1 protein-coding gene is annotated in these 230 nt (G+C 63.9%); it reads right to left on the bottom strand.

The genetic code is table 11. The features are described from left to right. Nucleotides 1-218 (bottom strand): hypothetical protein (locus RMP09_RS11985; RefSeq protein ID WP_310566199.1); only part of this gene is annotated, 218 nt, incomplete at its 3' end. Nucleotides 219-230 lie beyond the last annotated feature (12 nt).

The following is a 230-nucleotide window of genomic DNA, read 5'->3' as shown; positions in this document are numbered from 1 at the left end:
CATGTGACGCGCACGACGAGAACCAACTGCCTAGGATCGGAGAAGTCCCAGGATACCCTGTTCCGGCCCGAAGGGTAGGCGATGAAGCTCTCGGCAGAGATCTTGCGGAAGTGGGCCAAGGCTTCGTCGCGCCAGGCGCTGGTGGCCTGATCGGCCGCCGCCAGGGCAGCCTCTTCGATTCGGTCCAGGTCGGACCCACTGTCTCTGGGAATGGGCATGCGGATGAGGTG

It is taken from the genome of Hydrogenophaga sp., assembly GCF_031426985.1.
Taxonomy (GTDB): Bacteria; Pseudomonadota; Gammaproteobacteria; order Burkholderiales; family Burkholderiaceae_C; genus Hydrogenophaga.
The sequence above is the reverse complement of the archived record's forward strand: the minus strand, read 5'-3'. Positions and strand labels throughout refer to the sequence as shown.